Source organism: Methylobacterium sp. A49B, from assembly GCF_053346215.1.
In genome coordinates, this window is record NZ_JBKFBO010000117.1 from 1 (window position 1) to 19,402 (window position 19,402).

The 19,402-nt window shown below is 67.5% G+C and carries 13 protein-coding genes and 2 pseudogenes; 10 read left to right on the top strand and 5 right to left on the bottom strand.

Annotated elements, in window-relative coordinates; all coding sequences use genetic code 11:
- The first annotated feature begins 116 nt into the window (after positions 1–116).
- Entirely contained in the window at positions 117–1,316 is a 1,200-nt protein-coding gene (locus tag ACLBX9_RS21285; RefSeq protein ID WP_042675019.1) for an IS256 family transposase, read from the top strand.
- Here ACLBX9_RS21285 and ACLBX9_RS21290 read toward each other — a convergent pair.
- Positions 1,291–2,361 carry a phosphotransferase gene (locus tag ACLBX9_RS21290; protein ID WP_447720335.1) on the bottom strand — a complete coding sequence of 357 codons (1,071 nt, stop codon included), beginning with the start codon at positions 2,359–2,361 and terminating at the stop codon, positions 1,291–1,293. The two genes, ACLBX9_RS21285 and ACLBX9_RS21290, sit on opposite strands and share 26 nt — an antisense overlap.
- Positions 2,362–3,313: 952 nt before the next feature.
- Positions 3,314–3,709, bottom strand: coding sequence for a VOC family protein (locus ACLBX9_RS21295; protein WP_447720336.1), 396 nt, complete (start codon positions 3,707–3,709; stop codon positions 3,314–3,316).
- Between the two features lie 1,536 nt (positions 3,710–5,245).
- Here ACLBX9_RS21295 and ACLBX9_RS21300 point away from each other — a divergent pair.
- The 7 genes and pseudogenes from ACLBX9_RS21300 to atpC all read left to right on the top strand — a co-directional run.
- A pseudogene (locus ACLBX9_RS21300) lies at positions 5,246–5,747 on the top strand (transposase); the annotation flags it as partial.
- A gap of 272 nt (positions 5,748–6,019) precedes the next feature.
- Positions 6,020–6,997 (top strand): phosphate acetyltransferase, encoded by a 978-nt coding sequence (locus tag ACLBX9_RS21305; protein ID WP_447720337.1) that lies wholly within the window; start codon positions 6,020–6,022, stop codon positions 6,995–6,997.
- A 3-nt stretch (positions 6,998–7,000) separates the two neighbouring features.
- A complete protein-coding gene (locus ACLBX9_RS21310; protein WP_447720338.1) occupies positions 7,001–8,305 on the top strand; it encodes an acetate/propionate family kinase in 1,305 nt (434 codons plus the stop codon).
- The gene (locus ACLBX9_RS21315) at positions 8,235–8,738 is read left to right on the top strand and encodes a hypothetical protein (RefSeq protein ID WP_039892265.1); all 504 of its coding nucleotides are present in this window, start codon (positions 8,235–8,237) and stop codon (positions 8,736–8,738) included. Before ACLBX9_RS21310 ends, ACLBX9_RS21315 begins: the two co-directional genes overlap by 71 nt.
- 27 nt (positions 8,739–8,765) lie before the next feature.
- Positions 8,766–11,123 carry a DUF3141 domain-containing protein gene (locus ACLBX9_RS21320; protein ID WP_447720339.1) on the top strand — a complete coding sequence of 786 codons (2,358 nt, stop codon included), beginning with the start codon at positions 8,766–8,768 and terminating at the stop codon, positions 11,121–11,123.
- Positions 11,120–11,902, top strand: coding sequence for an enoyl-ACP reductase FabI (gene fabI / locus ACLBX9_RS21325; protein WP_447720340.1), 783 nt, complete (start codon positions 11,120–11,122; stop codon positions 11,900–11,902). Before ACLBX9_RS21320 ends, fabI begins: the two co-directional genes overlap by 4 nt.
- 51 nt (positions 11,903–11,953) lie before the next feature.
- A complete protein-coding gene (gene atpC / locus ACLBX9_RS21330) occupies positions 11,954–12,355 on the top strand; it encodes an ATP synthase F1 subunit epsilon (protein ID WP_447720341.1) in 402 nt (133 codons plus the stop codon).
- A 37-nt stretch (positions 12,356–12,392) separates the two neighbouring features.
- Here the strand turns inward: atpC and ppk2 are convergent, their stop codons facing one another.
- Genes ppk2 through ACLBX9_RS21345 form a run of 3 tightly spaced genes read right to left on the bottom strand, consistent with a single transcriptional unit; the run spans position 12,393 to position 17,590 of the window.
- Positions 12,393–13,235: a polyphosphate kinase 2 gene (ppk2, locus tag ACLBX9_RS21335; protein WP_447720620.1), complete on the bottom strand. Its 843-nt coding sequence runs from the start codon at positions 13,233–13,235 to the stop codon at positions 12,393–12,395.
- Positions 13,236–13,278: 43 nt separating this feature from the next.
- On the bottom strand, positions 13,279–16,467 hold the full coding sequence (locus tag ACLBX9_RS21340) for an efflux RND transporter permease subunit (protein WP_447720342.1): 3,189 nt from the start codon (positions 16,465–16,467) through the stop codon (positions 13,279–13,281).
- Positions 16,468–16,471: 4 nt separating this feature from the next.
- On the bottom strand, positions 16,472–17,590 hold the full coding sequence (locus tag ACLBX9_RS21345; RefSeq protein WP_447720343.1) for an efflux RND transporter periplasmic adaptor subunit: 1,119 nt from the start codon (positions 17,588–17,590) through the stop codon (positions 16,472–16,474).
- Between the two features lie 314 nt (positions 17,591–17,904).
- Between ACLBX9_RS21345 and ACLBX9_RS21350 the strand changes: the two genes are divergently transcribed.
- Both ACLBX9_RS21350 and ACLBX9_RS21355 read left to right on the top strand, forming a co-directional pair.
- On the top strand, positions 17,905–19,074 hold the full coding sequence (locus tag ACLBX9_RS21350; RefSeq protein WP_447720344.1) for an AI-2E family transporter: 1,170 nt from the start codon (positions 17,905–17,907) through the stop codon (positions 19,072–19,074).
- 107 nt (positions 19,075–19,181) lie between these two features.
- Positions 19,182–19,370 (top strand): annotated as a pseudogene (locus ACLBX9_RS21355) (hypothetical protein); the annotation flags it as partial.
- Between the last annotated feature and the right edge of the window lie 32 nt (positions 19,371–19,402).

Sequence of the window (19,402 nt, forward strand, 5' to 3'; positions counted from 1 at the left end):
CCGCCTGCGCGCCCTTCACAGCGCTGTAGCAGGCGGGATCTCTCGCGGGGTGGTCATCGGCGGTTGCCGGGTAGGGTCGGGTTGCGAGCACCAACCTCGAACCCGAGAGACCCCCGATGACCGACGAGATGATGGCCCTGCGCGGGCTGATGGAGAAGAGCGCCGACGCCGATCTGCTGCGCGAGATGATCGGCTTTGCGGCCGAGCGGCTAATGGAGCTGGAGGTCGGTGGCCTGACCGGCGCGGCGCACGGCGAGAAGAGCGCCGAGCGGCTGGTCCAGCGCAACGGCTACCGTGACCGGGATTGGCAGACGCGGGCCGGCACGGTCGAGCTGCGCATTCCGAAGCTGCGCAAGGGCAGCTACTTTCCGGGCTTCCTGGAGCCGCGACGCATGGCCGAGAAGGCGCTCACGGCTGTGATCCAGGAGGCCTACATCCAGGGCATCTCGACCCGATCGGTTGATGACCTCGTCCAAGCGATGGGCGGCACAGGCGTGTCGAAGAGCCAGGTCAGCCGGCTCTGCCAGGAAATCGACGAGCGCGTGGGCGCGTTCCTCGCCCGGCCCATCGAGGGCGAGTGGCCCTACCTCTGGATCGATGCGACCTACGTGAAGGTGCGCCAGGACGGCCGTATCGTCTCTGTCGCCGTAATCGTGGCGGTGGGCGTCAACGGTGACGGCCGTCGCGAGGTGCTCGGCATGGATGTCGGCCCGTCCGAGGCCGAGACGTTCTGGACGGACTTTCTCCGCAAGCTGGCGCGCCGCGGCCTGCGCGGGGTCAAGCTGGTCATCTCGGACGCCCACGAGGGCATCAAGGCGTCAGTGGCCAAGGTGATGAACGCGACCTGGCAGCGTTGCCGCGTCCACTTCATGCGCAACGTGCTCGCCCATGCCGGACGCAGCGGGCGGCGTGTCGTCTCCGCCTTCATCGCCACGGCATTTGCCCAGGACGATGCCGAGGCGGCCCGTCAGCAGTGGCGGCGCGTGGCTGATCAGCTCCGGCCGAAGGTCCCCAAGCTCGCCGCCCTGATGGACGAGGCTGAGCCGGACGTGCTGGCCTACATGGGCTTCCCCACCCAGCATCGGGTCAAGCTGCACTCCACGAACCCGCTTGAACGCCTCAACGGCGAGATCAAGCGCCGGACCGAGGTGGTCGGCATCTTCCCCAACGAGGCGGCCATCACACGCCTCGTCGGCGCGATCCTGCTGGAACAGAACGACGAGTGGGCCGTCCAGCGCTCCCGCTACATCACCCTGGAAAGCATCGCCCCGATCGGCGATGATCCCCTCGTCAGCCTGCCGACCCTGGCAGCCTGATCAATCCGGCCCCGGCCGGTGATCGTGGTGGCCACGCCGAAGCTACACCACGCCAGGGGACACAGCCCCGCGGACAGCGCGCGATCAGGCGACGGGCCACCTGCCTGACCCGCTCGCGATCGGCTTCCGTTGTGATGTACTCGACGGGCGACTTGCCATCGACGCGGCCAAGAAGGAGTGCCGGCAGGAGCCGCGCTGCACGCGCCTCCAGATCCTCGGGCCGCTCCCACTGCACACCGGAGAGATAGGCCGCTGAAAGGGCATCGAAACAGGCGAGGTACCGCGTCGCGTGCTGCCGCTTCCAGACGCACTTGAGGAGGAGGTGATTGAGGCAGAAGGCCAAGTCGAAGGCGGGTTCGCCGTACCAGGCGCATTCGGCGTCGAGGAGGACCGGTCCGGCTGGACCGGCCAGAATGTTCTTCGGACTGACGTCCCCGTGCACCAGAGCCAGCTTGCGCTGGATCGCTTCGCGGGACAGCGCGTACAGCTCTTCCGCGAGGTCGTTGTGTCGTCGCGCCGTCGCCTCAAGGTAAGGTTCCAGGCGGATGGCGTGGAACGTCTCATCGTTTCGGAAGCGGCGCGCGACGTCCGCCGATCGAGCGGTCGCCTGGTGAACGGCGACAATGGCTTGGCCGACCGCCGCGGCGAATGCCTGGCTGATCCGGCCGTCGCGGAGCTCGTTCTTCCAGATCGGATAAGTCGCAGGGTCGAGATAGGTCATTGCGAACACGCCCGCGGCGGGGTCGTGCGCGAGGATCTTCGGAACGGCGTTCGAGACGGCGCGCTGCGCCTCGATGAACCAGCCCACCTCGCTGGCATTTCGCGAGACCGGAGCGTTCCATTCCTGTTCGACGCGCAGGCGAGCCAGAGCCCTCTTCACGACAAACCTGCAGTCGCCAAGCTCTACCCGGAAGATGTCCGACGCAACCCCGCCTGTCAGAGGCACGAGTTGCGCTGCTTCGCCGGGCTTCACCAATCCAGACTGTTCGAGAAATGCCCTGATGGCCGGATCGGACTCGACCGGCGACGATGGGCCGACATCCATGCTGCGCCTCACCTGCGTCGGGGCCGATCGCACGCCGGACGCTACACGGCCTGACCTCGGCGCGCCACGAGCGCAATCCATGACCGCGTTGCGCCGATAGTCAGCGATCCGAGCCGCGCCCGCTCGTCTCATGCCTCATAGAGCAGGCACAGACCGGATCGAACCGTCACGAAATTCGATGGCAAGATGAAGGACGCTCGCACCCGCGATTGCAATGGACAAACCCGCGACTCGGCCCTCGAACCCGATGACACGTTCGTGCTCAGTGACCCAGGGCGCGTCGGTGTCCTCGGTGACGGTCAGCGCCGTTCAGCAGGGCCGCTGCGGTCTCGGCCTGGGGTTGCAGCGCGAGCCCATACCTGCCGCCTGAACGGTGGGAAGTGGCGGATCGTCGTCGAGCATCGGGACGTCGAAAGACGGTAGCGACCACTGCCCTCGGCTGGGTACGGCGCTTGATGCCGTTCGAGCGCACCGGTGCCGCCTGCTTGTGGCGAAGATCGAGCGGCTGACGCGCTCCTTCAACTTCCTGTCCCGCCCTCTGAAAAGCGGCGTTGCGGCGCGGTTCTGAGATCTGCGGCAGACCGAGGGGTCCGACGGCAAGTGCATCCTCAACGGAAAGGTGCCCTTCTGAGCCGGAGGCTGGCCTCATCAATGCCCGCAGCAAGACCGTCCAAGCAGCCGCCAAAGCCTGCAAGAAGCCGAGGCGCGGAGCGCGGTCGGTGCCATCCGAAGCCGCCGGCACGGCCGCCGTGAAGGTTAAGCTGGATGCCCCCTCGACCGACCTCGCCCGAACCAGCGCCGCGATCCGCGCCACCGCCATCGCTTCCGCCGGTGGTGTCGCGCAGGCGCTCACGGATCGTCGTATCAAGGCGTCCCAGGGCGGCGATCCGTGGAGCACCACGAAGGGTACCGTTGCTGCCGGCAAGGTTCGACGCTCAAGAGACGGCGTCAGCTACTTATTCAAGGGATCGTTGTCGCGCTGCCACCGCGTAACGAAGGCGTTGAGCTTGTTGCCATCGAGGTCACGGAAGTAGGCCACGTAGTAGTTGCCGCGCACCCCCGGCCCGCCCTCGCTGCTGCCGCCAAGATCGAGCGCCAGCCTGTGCAATCGGGCCACTTGCTCGCGATCCTTGGCGCCAAGCGCAACCATCACGCCATTGCCGACCGTGGCCGGATTGCCGTCGAAAGGTTTGGTCAAGCAGATGCCTGCTCCCCCGCCGCTCTCCCCCCAGGCAATGAAGTCGTCGCTCTCCATGGTGCGACCGGCACCCAACTCATGAGCCAGGGCGTCATAAAACTGAGCCGCTCGCTTCAGATCTTTCGTTCCGAGGGTCACGTATCCGATCATGAGCTTAACCCCCATGAGGGTGGCATGCCCGTGGCTTGACCGGTCCTCGGCTCATTCGAGCATCCGATCGATCGCGCGGCGGCTCTGACAATCATGCTGCAAGGGGCGAAGCACGACAAATGACAACCCCGCGATGGCGCTGATGCGAAACGTTGCTTTTCTGATAGGCTTCGACTGTTGAGACTGTTGAATTGATAGCCGAAATGCCGCCCCCCGCTTACCGGCATGAAGCTTCGGGCACGAGACAGACGCGTCAAGGTCAGCCGGCTGATATTGCGCGTTGGTGGTCAATGCCTTCGGGCGAGCCGGATGCGCGAGATTGCGCCCGTCCACCTCAGCGAACGGAGTAACGCCGACGCGGCCTCCATGTCCGAGACGAGCATCAGCCGCCGGATCGCATCGCCGACGGTCGAGCTGGAGCGGAGCGAGGTGCGCTTCGCCGCGGACGCCGAGGCCGAGGCGTCGGACTCCAATCCACGGAGGAGCGGAAACCCCATCGGTTGCTTGCATCCATGAGGCTGCGGCGGGGGCCCGCGCGACCGAGGCTCTCCGCATCGTCGGAGATCGGCCATGAACGCCTGCATTCGCGGCGCCGCACGCACCGCCCTGCAAGTTTTTTCCAGCCCCGTCGCTTCCGACTGTCCCGACCTGCTGCGCTCGGTTCGACACCGGGAAGCCTTGGAGCAGACCCGCGACGACGAGACCGGAGGGCTCGAAAGTCCAGGCCTGCGCGCGTCCGACAGCACTGGGAGCCGGCTTTGCTGCGACTATAAACTATAGAGAGCCGCGAGAGACCGTTATGCGGATCCGCCGTCAGGGAGCGCTGCGGTAACGACGGGTGAAGGACCCGTCTGTCTTTCCTGGATACTATGCGACGATCGAACCGAAAGGAATGCCAATCGGCGCCAAACCGCCGAGGCCGACTGCCACGAGCGTGACGTATCAGCCGGCAGCTTCGATAAGTATTTCAGCTCGCGAACGCTTCAAAATTCAATAATCACGGGTTTGGAACCGCGCAGACCGGGGCGCATCGCGGGCTGAGACCCGATTGGGTGACGGAGAGTTTCGTCTAGAAGCCTTCCGAACGCGCGACGGCCCGGCTTTTGAAACGCGAAAACGGCTGCCGTTCTGCCAGACCAGATCTTGGCATCCACGCCCGCGCTAGCAGCTTGAGGGGCACACCAGTCTACGGGCGTGGAGGTCGACCGGAGCCGACCGCACGCAATGCAGCTCTCGATGAAACGGTTCAAATTTTTCTGGATTCCTCTACGCCCGATCACGTCGCTTGATGGACGAAACGGCGCGTCCGTGGAGGGAGGAAGGCCTCGACCCCCGCATGGTGCAAGAACTGGACATCCACGCCCGCCCGGCGAGCTTCGGTGAGCACATAGGACGGGCGTGGATTGGCAGCCCATTGTTGGGCTGAAGGCGGCAAGTCTGAGTGGCAATCGTTACCGAAGGCTTAACGAACGCCGAATAACGCCGCCCTGAGCGCGTCGGGCGGGCGGAGACGCGTTCGCTTCCGACGACCTCCGGGTGGGGATCGAGCCGCATCAGCCGAGCTTGAGAAGTCGAAAGGCAGCCAACCGCGCGCCCCAGACCGACCGGCGCTGGCGGGGATCATTCTTGTGCGGCACACGGGCCTGCACTGGAAGCACCGGCCGCGTTCTGAGCCGGGCTGCAGCGGCAAGACGAGTTGGCGGCGGCTCGGCACGTGGCAGGCAGCCCGTGTCAGGGCCGTCCTGCATCGCGTGATGCTGGCGAAAAAAGGTGATCTGCGTCAGGGCCGAACCCGGCGGATCGGGGCACGCCGTGGACGAAGCGCCATCGCGTCGTGGTCGCCAACGGCACGCCCCTCCTGATGAGGCTGTCGAACCATCGGCCTGACCCAAACCCCGGGGCCAACTGCAACGACAGCCGTAGGCTGGCATCGCCGCCCGCAGCCCAGCCCAAACAAGCTGCACGCCGACAACGGCGACGACCGTCTTCGCGCCGGCGCGAGTGTGGCGCCGGCAGCATCACACCGCAGATCGCTCGACCGACCGCCAGCACCGCCTCCGTGGCTGAAAAACACAAACCGTCTCAAAATATCTGACGACGGACGCCCGTGATCAGTTCGATCTCGCTAGAGCGACTTGGATAAAATTCCTGATACGGCAGGCCCGCTAAGCTGTCTCAGCCGATCAAGCATCCAGCCTCGGCAGCCATACACTGCGGGGCGTCTTCGCGGTGGTGGTGCTTGACCACTTGATCTCGCTCAACAGGCCATCGGCCGCGGCGGCGTACGTGTGCGTTGCGCCAGGAGGAATGATGGTGCCGACCTTGGCTTCCGAGCGGCCATCGGTGGAAACGCGCCGCCACGACAAGTACGACCGGCTGATCGCTGCCGCCAAGGCGCTGCCGAAGCTGCGGGTGGCGGTTGCTCACCCTTGCGATGAGGCCTCGCTCGGGGCCGCCCTCGAAGCCGCTTCACTGGGGCTCATCGAGCCCATCCTGGTGGGGCCGCCGGGCAAGATCCACGCGGCCGCGGCTGCGCTCGGCGCGGACACCAGGGCGCATCGCAGCGTGGAAGCCGCGCACAGCCACGACGCCGCCGCCAGGGCCGTCGCCCTCGTACGTGCCGGCGAGGCCGAGGCTCTGATGAAGGGCAGCCTCCACACCGACGAACTCATGGCCGCCGTGGTCCGCCCGGACAGCGGTCTGCGCACCGCCCGCCGCATCAGCCACTGCTTCGTCATGGATGTGCCGGGGCATGCGACGCCCCTCATCGTGACCGACGCCGCCATCAACATCGCGCCAACGCTCGCGGAGAAACGCGACATCACGCAGAATGCCATCGATCTCGCGCACGCTCTGGGCGTCGAGAGGGTTCGGGTCGCCATCGTCTCGGCCGTGGAGACCGTCAACCCGAAGGTGCCCTCGACGCTCGATGCCGCCGCCCTCTGCAAGATGGCCGACCGGGAGCAGATCACGGGAGCCTTGCTGGACGGGCCGCTCGCCCTCGACAACGCCATCGACCTCGGAGCGGCCCGGATCAAGAAGATCCGTTCACCCGTAGCCGGCCAAGCCAACATCCTCGTCGTTCCCAATCTCGAAGCCGGCAACATGCTGGCCAAGAGCCTGACCTTCCTGGCCGGCGCCGATGCCGCCGGCATCGTGCTCGGGGCCCGGGTCCCGATCATCCTGACGAGCCGGGCCGATTCCCGCGTGACGCGGCTCGCCTCCTGCGCGGTCGCCGCCCTGTTCGCAGCCGCGCAGCGGACCGTGCGTCTGCTGCCCGAGGTCTAGCCGATGACCCCGGTCCTGCTCGTGCTGAACGCGGGCTCGTCGAGCCTCAAGTTCCAGGTCTTCGCGTCCGACGATGCAGCGGGCCCGCGCCGCCTCTTCAGGGGCCTCTTCGAAGGCCTCGGCGGGTCCGCCCATCTGATCATCCGGGACGGCACCGGCTCGGTGGTCGCCGAGGCGAGGTTCGATCGCGGGGGGGCGTTCGGCCACGAGGAAGCGCTGCTGCACGTGTCGGCGTGGCTCGGCGAGCAAAGCGGTGGCTTTCGGCTGATCGCCGCAGGACATCGGATCGTCCACGGCGGCACGACCTATTCCGAGCCCGTACGGGTGGACACCCAGGTCCTGGAAGCCCTCGAGCGGCTGGTTCCGCTCGCCCCCCTTCACCAGCCGCACAACCTCGAACCGATCCGGATCCTGCAGCGGCGCCTCCCCGACCTGCCCCAGATCGCCTGCTTCGACACGGCCTTCCATGCCGGCCAGCCGGAGATCGCCCGGCTCTTCGCCGTGCCGCACGCGATGATCGAGCGCGGCGTGTGGCGCTACGGCTTCCACGGCCTGTCCTACGCCTACATCGCCTCGGTGCTGGCGGAGTACGACCCGGCCCTGGCCGCAGGACGCGTGATCGTCGCGCATCTCGGCAGCGGCGCCAGCCTGTGTGCCCTGAACCGCGGCGCCAGCGTCGCGACCACGATGGGCTTCTCCGCCCTCGACGGGCTGCCCATGGGCACGCGCTGCGGCAGCCTCGATGCCGGCGTCGTGTTCTACATGCTGCGCGAGATGAAGCTCGGCCCGGACGAGGCGGAGCGCATGCTCTACACCCAGTCGGGGCTGCTTGGCGTCTCGGGAATCTCGAACGACATGCGCACGCTGCGCAGCGTCGCGGTGACCGACCCCGATGCCCGCCGCGCCATCGACCTGTTCGTCTACCGGATCGGACGGGAACTCGGCTCCCTAGTGGCGGCGCTGGGCGGCATCGACGCCCTCATCTTCACGGCGGGGATCGGCGAGAACGACGCCGCCACCCGCGCCGAGGTCCTGCGGGGTGCCGCCTGGGCGGGGTTCACCCTCGACGAGGCGGCCAATGCGTCCGGCGGCCCGCGCGTGACCCGCGGCTCCGGGCCGTCCGCCTGGGTCATCCCGACCGACGAGGAACTGATGATCGCGCGCGGCACGCGCGCGGTGCTGGCCCAGCACGAAAGCAGCCGGCCGCGGCCGACCCTACGAGCAACGGGAGATCGCCATGGAAGCGTTGAAAACGAGGCCGCCGACCGATCTCGAACTCGCCGACGAAACCTTCATGTCGGCCGCTGAACTCGGCGCGTACACGGCCAAGTTGAAGGCCGCCAAAGCCATGAAGGACATGAAGGCCGAGGATCAGGCGAGCAAGGCGCGAGATGAACTGATCAAGACCCTGTCCAAAACCATCGAACTCACGCCCGAGCGGGTGCAGGAGATCACGCGGCCGCTTCTGCACAAGCTGAGGATCGCGGCCGAGCAGGGCAAGAACGAGCTGCTGGTGATGCGCTTTCCGAACGCGATGTGCAGCGACGGCGGACGGGCGATCAACAACACGGAGGCTGACTGGTCCGAGACCCTGACCGGCCGGCCACGTCAAGCTTACGAGTTCTGGCGCGAGCGGTTGCAGCCCCTCGGTTACGGCCTGGCGGCGATGATCGTCGACTGGCCGGACGGCATGCCGGGTGACGTGGGCTTCTTTCTCACTTGGGAAAAGCTCCACGTGTGATGTCCAGGACGGCTCGGGACGGCAATCATGACCGAAGAGCGGACACAGGCCTCCACTTCCGCGAGGGGACACGCGTCACTTCCCAGTCTCTTCGCCCTCCAGAGACACATTGCGGATGTTTACCAGGGCCGCTGCGCGGCCGCCGCGCAGAGCTACTTCGACACGATGGGTCGGGCGGCCCAGACATGGCTCGACGCCACTCGGCCGCTCACGCCGCTTCAGGCCTGGAGCGACGCCGCGCGGTACTGGACCGACTTCCCCCAGCGGTCGCTGCTGTTCTGGGACACGCTCCGGCAGCGCGGCAACGGGTGGCTGGACCATGAGAAGGCCGGCAAGCCGCCCCTGCTGGCCTTCGATTGGGAGGTCGTGGCCGACGGCCGGACATTCGAGCGCCCGGTCAACTACGCGCTCGCGCGCATCGCGCCGCCGCCGGGCACGCACACCGATCCCGACAAGCGGCCCTTCGTGATCATCGATCCTCGGGCCGGCCACGGGCCCGGGATCGGGGGCTTCAAGGCCGAATCCGAGGTCGGGGTAGCGCTCAGGGCGGGGCATCCCGTCTACGTGGTCATCTTCTTTCCCGACCCGGTCGATGGGCAGACCCTTGCCGATGTCGCGCGGGCGGAAGCCGAGTTCGTGCGCATCGTGCGGTCGCGGCATGCCACCCGAGGCAAGCCGGTCATCGTCGGCAATTGCCAGGGCGGCTGGGCCGCCATGCTGGTCGGCGCGCTCGACTCCGATGGCGCAGGTCCTATCGTGGTGAACGGCGCCCCGATGTCGTACTGGGCCGGCAACGACGCCGAGAACCCGATGCGCTACGCGGGCGGCATGCTCGGCGGAAGCTGGACGGCACTGCTCGCGAGCGATCTGGGCGGTGGCAAATTCGACGGGGCCCACCTCGTCGACAACTTCGAATACCTGAACCCGGCCAACACGTTCTTCGGAAAGAACTACACGCTCTATTCCAAGATCGACACCGAACCGGGGCGCTACCTCGATTTCGAGCGCTGGTGGGGCGGCTACTTCCTCATGAACCGGGACGAGATCCGCTGGATCGTCGACAACCTGTTCGTCGGCAACCGCCTCGCCGCGGGCCGCGCCGAGTGGGCCGAGGGCAAGGCCTTCGACCTCCGCGCGATCCGCGCGCCGATCATCCTGTTCGCGTCGCTCGGCGACAACATCACGCCGCCGCAGCAGGCCTTCAACTGGATCGCCGACCTCTACCCGACCACGGAGGACCTCAAGGCGAGCGGCCAGGTGATCGTGGGGCTGATGCACGAGAGCGTCGGGCATCTCGGCATCTTCGTCTCGGCGGCCGTCGCGCGGCGCGAGCACGCCCAGATCGTCGACCTGCTCGAATATATCGAGCACCTGCCGCCGGGCCTCTACGGGATGCGGATCGAGGAGACGCGCGCGGGCGGAGCGGCCCAATACGATGTGGTGCTGGCGGAGCGGCGGGTCGAAGACCTGCAGGCGCTGCAGAAATACGCCCGGCGGGACGAGATCCCGTTCGGCGCCGTGGAGCGGGTTTCGCAGCTGAATGCCGCGCTCCACGAGACGTTCGCGCATCCGCTGCTCGCAGCCCTCGTGTCGCCGGAGGCGGCACGGGTCGCCCGCGCGCTTCACCCGCTCCGGGCGCGGCGTTGGGCGATCTCGGACCTGAATCCCTGGCTGGCGCCGGTGAAGGGGTGGGCGGAGTTCACGCGGGCTCATCGGGCGCCCCGCGACGAAACCGGTCCGAGCGTCGCCACTGAGCGGCTCGCGGCGGCCGGCATCTCGGCCGTCTGGGACCTGTATCAGCACTTGCGCGACGCCGCGGTGGAGAACACGTTCTACGCGGTCTACGGCCCGGCGAGCCTCGCGGTGCCTGCCGAACCGGGCGCGCCTGCCGTTTCTGAGGCGGCGGGCAAACCCTCGGCCGTCGCGGAGGCGCTCGTCCGGATCGAGGAGGGTGGACTGGTCGAAGCCGCGGTCCGGGCAGGCTTGCTGATTGCCCGCCGCGGAAGCCGCGAGAAGCGGCTCTCGACCGCCAAGCGCATCCGCGAACTCGTCGGCCGGGAGATCGGCCTCCTCGGGCGGCCGGCCGAGGCGGCGCGGCGAATCGTTCGGCAGCAATCCTACATCGTCCAGCACGAGCCCGAACGCGCCCTCGCGACTCTGCCGACACTCGTGCGGACGGCGGAGGACCGTCGACGGCTCCTGGAGATCCTAGAGCGGCTCGCGGAGCACATGAACTTCGACGGCGGGCAAAAGGCGCTGATGCCCGAGTTCCGGCGTTTGCTGGCGCGGGAGCCCCTTCCCGTACAGGCCGCCGCGGCTGGCGCCGCACCGCAGGTGCCCGGGCGCCGCACCCGCCCGGACCGGTCGCAGAGGGCGCGCCGATGACCCGGATCCCTGACGGCAACGCGCTGGCCGGCAAGCGCGCCCTCGTGCTCGGCGTCGCGAACGCGCACTCCATCGCGTTTGGCTGTGCCAGGGTCTTCCGCCAACTCGGAGCGGAGCTGGCTCTGACCTACCTGAACGAGCGGGCGAAGCCCTTCGTGGAGCCTCTGGCGCGGGAGCTCGGGGCCTCGGTCCTGGTCCCCTGCGATGTCCAGAGGGAAGGGGATCTTGAATCCGTATTCCACCAGCTGACCGAGACCTGGGGCAGCCTCGACATCGCCCTGCATTCGATCGCTTTCGCGCCGAGGGAGGATCTTCAGGGCCGGCTCGTCGACAGTTCGTCCGAGGGCTTCAAGATCGCCATGGACGTGTCCTGCCACTCCTTCATCCGCATGGCGCGGCTCGCCGCACCCCTGATGCGGGACGGCGGCACGCTCCTCACCATGAGCTACCACGGCGCCACGAAGGTCGTCCCGAACTACAACCTGATGGGTCCCGTGAAGGCGGCTCTGGAGAGCGCGGTCCGGTACCTCGCCTACGAGCTGGGCGGCCAAGCGATCCGAGTCCACGCGGTCTCGCCCGGCCCTCTCAAGACGCGGGCGGCGTCGGGCCTCAAGGATTTCGACGTTCTGCTGGCGGAGGCCGTGCAGCGCGCACCGATCGGCGAACTCGTCGACATCGACGATGTCGGCCTCACCGCGGCCTACCTGACGACCCCCTACGCCGCCCACCTGACGGGCATGACCGTGTACGTGGACGGCGGCCTCAGCATCATGGCGTGACGCGCACCGGCCCCTGTGCCGGCGTGCCCGCGCGCGACGGAGCGCAGCACGATGACTGACCTTTTCGCCGAACTGATCTCTCCCGAGCGGGTCGTCTTCGCGGGCGAGGTCCGCTCCGTCGTCCTTCCGGGCGTCGAGGGTGACATGACGGTCATGCCCGGCCACCAGCACCTCGTGACGGCGCTGCACCCCGGCATCGTGTTCGCGATCGATGCCGCCGGAACCGGCCGCCGGGCCTTCGTGCGGGGGGCCCTGGCGGAGGTCACGGCCAAGCGGGTGACGATCCTCGCCGAGCGGGTCCTCGCCGTCGAGGAACTGACCGGCGATCAGATCGACGCGGAGATCCTGCAGCTCCAGACGCAGCGGGACGCCACCCGCGATGAGGCGACACGGGCCGGATTCGAAGTCTCGATCGCCCGCCTCGAAGAGTTCAAGGCCGGGCTTGAACTTTGACGGACCGACCTTCGCGCGGGTGCTCGCCGTTGCCCTTTCAGTATCGCTCTGGAACGAAGTGCCCCGCGTTGAGGGCGTCGTCATAGGCCCTGTCCTTGATGCGCTTCGGCAAGGTCACGGCCTCGCGCTTCACCTCCTTGTAGGGAATCAGGTGAAGCAGATGGGCGATGCAGTTGAGCCGGGCCCGCCGCTTGTCGTCCGAGCGGACGATGTGCCATCGGGCCTCGTCGATATCGGTCGCGGCGAGCATCTCGTCGCGCGCAATTGAGTAGTCGTACCAGCGACTGTAGGACTCGAGGTCCATCGGGCTGAGCTTCCACTGCCGGAGAGGGTCATCGATCCGGGCCAGGAAGCGGCGCTTCTGCTCCTTCCTGCCCACTTCGAGCCAGAACTTGATCAGCTGCGTTCCGCCGCCGACGATGAAGCGCTCGATCTGCGGACAGAGTTCGAGGAAGCGGCGGCGTTCCGCTGCGCTGCAAAAGCCCATCACATGCTCGACGCCCGCGCGGTTGTACCAGCTCCGGTCGAAGACCACGATCTCGCCGGCCGCCGGGAAGTGCTCGATGTAGCGCTGCACGAAGATCTGGGTCTTCTGCCGGTCGGAGGGTGCCGGCAGCGCAGTGACGCGGAAAACCCTTGGGCTCACCCGCTCGGTGAGGGCCTTGATCGTGCCGCCCTTGCCGGCGGCATCGCGACCCTCGAAGACCACGATGATGCGCGCCCCGGTCTTCCGGACCCAATCCTGCAGGTGACAGAGTTGCACCTGCAACGCACTCAATTCCCGCTCGTACGCCTTGCGCTTGAGCTTGGGATGCGCCTGCCCGTCGTCGGCGGCTTCGTTGTCCTGTGCGAATTCCCGGACCTGCGTCGCCTCGTCCATCATGGCTGGGCCTCCCCATCCTGCCCGGCACGACCGCACGCGGTCATTCGGCCGGCATGTGCTCCTGCGTCCCGACCGGCTCTGCTGACTCTGCTGGCTCGTGTCGGTGGCCTTTCCCGCCCACGAGGCTCCAGGCCCGCTCGCGCAGGCTCTGGAACAGCACGTAGAGGGGCGGGATCACGAAGATGCCGAGGAACGACGCGGCGATCATGCCGCCGAAGACGGGCGTCCCCACGTTGCGCCGGGCGAGTTGCGAGGCGCCGACGGCGATGACGAGCGGAAACAGGCCGAGGATGAAGGCGAAGGAGGTCATCATCACCGGCCGGAAGCGCAGGCGCGCGCCCTCGGTCGCCGCCTCGTGGAGCGGTACGCCCCGCTCGCGCTGCTCCTTGGCGAATTCGACGATCAGGATGCCGTTCTTGGCGGCCAGACCGATCAGCACCACCATGCCGATCTGGGCGTAGAGATCGAGGGTCAGGCCGCCCCAGACCATCGCCGCGTAGGCGCCCAGGATCCCGACGGTGACCGACAGCAGCACCGGCACGGGGATCGTCCAGCTCTCGTAGAGGCCGACCAGGAACAGGAACGCGAACAGGATCGCGAATCCGAGGATGATCGCGGTCTTGCCCTCGGCCCGCTTCTCCTGGAACGCCGTATCGGTCCACTCGCCCGCGAACCCCGCCGGCAAGGTCTTGCCCGCGACCGCCTCCACGGTGGCGAGCGCCTGACCCGACGAGACTCCGGGCGCCGGAGAGCCCTGCACGGTGACCGCCCGCAGGTTGTTGTAGCGGATCAGCGCGGGTGGCCCGACCACGATCCGCGCCTCCGCCAGCGAGCGCAGCGGCACCATCTCGCCGTCCTTGTTGCGCACGTTGATGCGGTAGATGTCGTCGATCCGCGCCCGATCGGCCGCCTCGGCTTGAACCTGAACCTGCCAGGTACGGCCGAACAGGTTGATATCGTTGACGTAGTAGCCGCCGAGGGAGGCCTGCAGCGCCTGAAACACGTTGTCCAGGGGCACGCCGAGGATCTGGACCTTGTCGCGGTCGATATCGAGGAACACCGACGGGTTCGTGGCCGAGAAGGTGCTGAAGACGCGGTTGAGCTTCGGTTCCTCGTTCGCCGCCACGATCAGCCCGCGCACGACCTGGGCGAGGTCCTTCGGATCGCCGCCGCGCAGATCCTCCAGGACGTAGGCGAAGCCGCCGCCCGTGCCGAGGCCGATGATCGGCGGCGGTGCCAGAGGAACCACGGTCCCGCCCGGGGTCTCCCGGAATCGCCGGCCGAGCCGCGCGATGACGGCCGCGGCTCCGTCCCCGGCGCCGGTGCGGTCCTCGAAGGGCTTGAGGGTCACGACCAGGAAGGCGGCGTTGCCCTGCGAGTAGTTGTCGATGAAATTGAGACCGATCACCGATGTCGTGTCGGCGACCACGTGCTCCTGCCGCAGGATCTCCTCGGCCTTGGCGACCACCTCGGAGGTCCGCCCGACCGCGGCGCCTTCGGGGAGCTGCACCACGACGAAGAAGGCGCCCTGATCGTCCTCCGGCAGGAAGCCCGTGGGCGTCGTCCTGGCGAGCTGGACCGCGCCGTAGGCGGCCGCGCCGGCGAGCACGAGGCCGATGACGGAGAGGCGGACGATCCGCGCCACGACCGCACCGTAGCCGTCGCGCACCCAGTCGATCGCCCGCATGATGGCGCCCATGATACCGCGGCGGGGGCCCTGATGCGGTCGCAGCAGCACGCCGCACAGAGCCGGCGACAGGGTCAGCGCGTTCAGCGCCGAGATCAGCATCGCGACGGCGACGGCGACCGCGAATTGCCGGAACAGCTCGCCCGAGATCCCGGGCACGAAGGCGACCGGCACGAAGACCGAGAGCAGGACCAGGGTGATCGCGATGATCGGCGCCGTGATCTCGCTCATCGCCCGCTTGGTGGCCTCCCGGGGCGACAGCTCCGGGTGTTCCTCCATCACGCGCTCGACGTTCTCGACGACCACGATGGCGTCGTCGACCACGATCCCGATGGCGAGCACCAGGGCGAGCAGCGAGACGGAGTTCGCCGAGTAGCCCACCGCCTTCAGGGCGATGAAGGTCCCGATCAGGCTGACGGGCACGGCCAGCGTCGGAATCAGCGTCGCGCGCAGGCTGCCGAGGAACAGGAATACCACCACCACGACCAGCACGAAGGCCTCGACGAGGGTCTTCCGGACCTCGTGGACCGTCTCGGTGATGAAGGCGGTCGGGTCATAGGTCACCTTCCAGGCGAGCCCCTCGGGGAAGGCCTTCGCGAGCGCCCCGACCCGCCGCTCGACCTCCTTCAGGGTCGCCAGAGCGTTCGCCCCGGGCGACTGGTAGATCGCGATGACGGTGGCCGGGCTACCGTTCAGACGCGTCTCCCGGTCAAGGTTGGCGGCGCCGAGTTCGACCCGGGCGACGTCGCCGAGCCGCAGCACGGATCCGTCCGGGTTGGTGCGCAGGATGACGTCGCGGAACTGCTCCGCGGAGTTCAGGCGCCCCTGCGTCTGGATGCTCAGCTGGAGCTGCTGCTCGTCGGAGATCGGCCGGGCGCCGATCCGCCCCACCGGCGCCTGCACGTTCTGCGCCCGCAGCGCCCCGATGACGTCACCCGTGGTGAGGTTGAGGCCGGTGAGCTGGTCGGTCCGCACCCAGGCCCGCATCGCGTAATCCTGCGGCCCCCACAGCGTCGCGTCGCCGACGCCGGGCGTGCTCTTGATCCGGTCGAGCAGGTTGATCGTGACGTAGTTCGAGATGAACAGCGGGTCCTGCATGGCCTGGGGCGAGTAGACCGCCAGCACGCCGAGCAGCGCGGAGGATTTCTTCTTGACCGTGACGCCCTGCTTGCGCACGTCTTCGGGCAGCTTGGCGAGGGCGATCTGGACCCGGTTGTTGACGTTGACGGCGTTGATGTCCGGATCGGTGCCCAGCTCGAACGATCCGGTGAGCGTGTAGCTGCCGTCGTTGCCGCTGACGCTCTTCATGTAGATCATCTTGTCGACGCCCACGACCTGCGACTCGATCGGCTGGGCGACCGTGGATTCCACCACCGCGGCGGAGGCCCCGGGATAGGTCGTCGTGACCGAAACCTGGGGCGGCACGATATCGGGGTACTGCGCGACCGGGATGGTGTAGAGCGCCAGCGCTCCGGCGATCGACGTGACGATCGCAATGACCACCGAGAGGCGCGGCCGGTCGACGAAGATCGCCGAGAACATGGTCTCAGATTCCGCTGGCTGGCTGGGCGATCGGGTTCGCCTGCACGGCGATCCCGGGGCGCACGCGCTGCAAGCCGTCCACGATGACGAGTTCCCCACCCGATAGGCCGTCGTCGATGACCGCATCCGGGCCGGTGCCGCCGGCACCGGGCTTGACCCGCCGGATCACGGCCCGCCCGTCCTCGACAACGAAGACGTAGACGCCGCCCTGATCGGCGATGAGCGCGGCTTGCGGAACCACGACCTTCTGGTCAGGCTTGCCGATCTGCAGCGCGACCCGGACCAGCTGCCCGTCGCGCAAGGCACCCGCCGGGTTCGGCATGACGGCGCGGACCAGGACCGTGTCGGTCGTGCGGTCGACGCTGATGTTGACGAAGTCGACCCGGCCCAGCTGGCCGTAGTCCGAGCCGTCCTGGAATCGGATCCGGACCCCGACCTTGCTGCGGTCCGGGCTCTTCGCGCCCTGTTGGTAGCCCAGGAATTCGCGCTGGCTCACCGGGAAGGTGACGTAGATCGGGTCCTGACTGACGATCGTGGTCAGCACGCCGCTGTCGGGTCCGACAACGTTGCCCTTCGTCACGCTCGTGCGGCCGATCTGGCCGGCGATGGGGGCGGCGATGTCTGTGTAGCCGAGATTGATGCGGGCGGTCTGGAGGTTGGCCTCGTCGCCCGTGACGGCGCCCTTCGCCTGATCGAGGGAGGCGCGTGCCTGGTCGCGGGCCACGACGGTCCCCGAATTGCGGTCGAGCAGCTCCTGCGCCCTCTGCAACTGAATGGCGGCCAGAGCCTGGGCCGCCTTACCGCGCTCCAGGGCGCCTTCGGCCTGCCTGACGGCGGCCACGAACAGGTCACGCTCGATCCGATAGAGGGGGGTTCCCGCCTTGACCGGATCCCCCTCCTTGAACAGGACGGCCTCGAGATAGCCGGTGACACGGGCGCGGACCTCGACGCGACCCACCGCCTCGACCCGACCGACGAAGTCCAGCGCCTTGTCCAAGGCCTTGAGCTGCGCCGTGACGGTTCCGACCGCCAAGGCCGCGTTCGGCTCACCCTCGCCGCGAACCGACGGGCCGAGGCCGGCGGTCAGAAGGGCAGCCAGCGAGAGCGTGAGCAAGCGGTTCATGGCCAAGCCTCGGTCTCCTCGTGAGGCTGCGGACCGCAATTTTTCCGGTTCTGAGAACTTACGCTTGATCGAACGGGACACATCAGAGTTCCCGTCGCTGCCGATCGACTGATGAAATCTGGTGAAGGGCCTGTCGCGCGCGAGATGTTGAGCTAGCGCAAAGACGATCTCGTCCGTGGTTCGATGATAGGGATCGTGGCTACGCTCGCGCGGGAACAAGGTCGGAAGCTGATCTGAGCACGCCCCCTCGATCGCCGGCTGAGGTCTCCTGCCGTTGTCGCTGAAGCCGACCGACATACTCGGCCTGGACAGCTATGTTCGAGACTCCTCACCCCGTGCTCGTCGAGCGGAATTCCGGCGCCCCACCGGGCCGCATCATCGGGCAGGACGACAGGGACTCGCGTGTGCCCGGCCGTGATCGCGAAGACGCACGGGCCACGGTGGTCGAAGCCGCGATCCGGATCGGACTGGCGGCAGCGCTGGTCTATGCATGTGGCCGCATCATCTTTCCGCTGCACGAAGTCCTGATCTGGTCAGCGATCCTGTCCGTCATGCTATATCCGCTGCATGCGCGCCTGCTCAGCCGGATCGGCGACCGTTGGTCAGCCCTGCTGATCGGGTTCGTCGGTGGGACCATCATCACCGTTCCCACGATCGCGGTGGTGACGTCGGCCGGATCGACGATCTACACGTTCCTGTCGGACGTTCAGAATCAGACGCTGGCCCTGCCGCCGCCCCCGAACTGGGTCGCCCGCGCACCGCTCGTCGGTCCGAGATTGGCAGAAGCATGGGCGCTCGCTGCCGCCAACGCACCTCTGGCTCTCGCGCGATACGGTTCAATGCTCAAGAGACCCGTGGCCTGGCTTCTCTCGGCCGTGCGGGGCTTGGCGACCAGCGAAATCTCTTTCGTTCTCTCGTTCGCGATTGCGGCCGTGGTCATCGCGTATGGCGAGAGTGCAGCCAAGTTCTCGCGGACATTCCTGTCCCGCACCACCGGTAACGAGGCGCGAGGTTCTCAGCTCGCAGCCTTGATCGTCGCGACGATCCGCAGCGTCGCGCTGGGCATCGTCGGCGTCGCGGTGATCCAGGCGTTGCTGCTCGGCGCGGGTTTCTTTGCCGTCGGACTTCCAGCCGCTGGTCTTTTGACGCTCGCGACGTTTTTCCTCTGCATCGTGCAGGTGCCGGCACTTCTCCTGACCCTGCCGATCATCGCCTATGTCTTCGCGACGGAAGCGACACGACCGGCGGTCATCTTCCTCGCCTGGACCATCGGTGCCGGGCTCAGCGACAACATCCTCAAACCGTTCCTGCTCGGACGCGGCATGCAAGTGCCCATGCCGGTCATTTTGACCGGCGTCATAGGCGGCCTGATCGCTCACGGCCTTCTCGGTCTCTTCGTCGGGCCGGTCCTGCTGGCAACCGGCTACGTGCTGTTGGTCGAGTGGATCCGACGGGACGAGATAAACGCAGGCATGCCACCGTAGGCGAGGCCCTTCGGTCGAACGCACGCACCGACGAGGGCACCCCTCAAGCCGAGCCGCCTGGATCCCCGTCCATGCCGCTGCGCGCCGGGAAGGGGCCGCCACAGACCGTCATCGCTTCGCTGCAGGCAGTCGACTGGCAAGCCGGCACGGATCGGGCCTGATCTTCGAGACCCTCAGAGGAGAGCATCCGGCGTCGCGATGGGCTGACGGTTCCCAGCCGACATAGATGCCGCAGCCGCCTCTGGCTGAAGCACGGTTCGTGTGTGCGGTTGCGACCGTTCCATCGCAACCACGTCTGACGCTTCGACTTGGTGCAGGCTCAGACCCA